Below are 306 nucleotides of genomic sequence, written 5' to 3'. Positions count from 1 at the left end.
CGACCTGATAGGCCCAAGCATCCAAGGCTCTGCCAGCAAACTCCGGGCCGTTGTCCACGGTGATGGATTTGGGCAACCCACGCAGTTCCGCAAGCCGTTGCAGCACCTGCGCCACCCGCAATCCCGGCAGTGATGTATCGACCTCGATGGCAAGACACTCGCGCGTGTAGTCATCGACGATGTTCAAGCACCGGAACCTGCGGCCATAGGCCAGACCGTCGGACACGAAGTCCATCGACCAGCTCTGATTCGGCGCCGTCGCAACGGGACGAACTACCCGTTCTGCGGGAGCGATGCGCTTGCGGC

The 306-nt window shown here is 62.4% G+C and carries 1 protein-coding gene; it reads right to left on the bottom strand.

Going from position 1 to position 306, the window contains the following annotated elements; all coding sequences use genetic code 11:
- Positions 1-306 (bottom strand): DDE-type integrase/transposase/recombinase (locus tag ACEU5R_RS32030; RefSeq protein ID WP_392413953.1); only part of this gene is annotated, 306 nt, incomplete at both ends.

It is taken from the genome of Achromobacter sp. 413638 (assembly GCF_043119405.1).
GTDB lineage: Bacteria > Pseudomonadota > Gammaproteobacteria > Burkholderiales > Burkholderiaceae_B > Achromobacter.
This window is presented reverse-complemented; position numbering and strand designations above follow the sequence as displayed.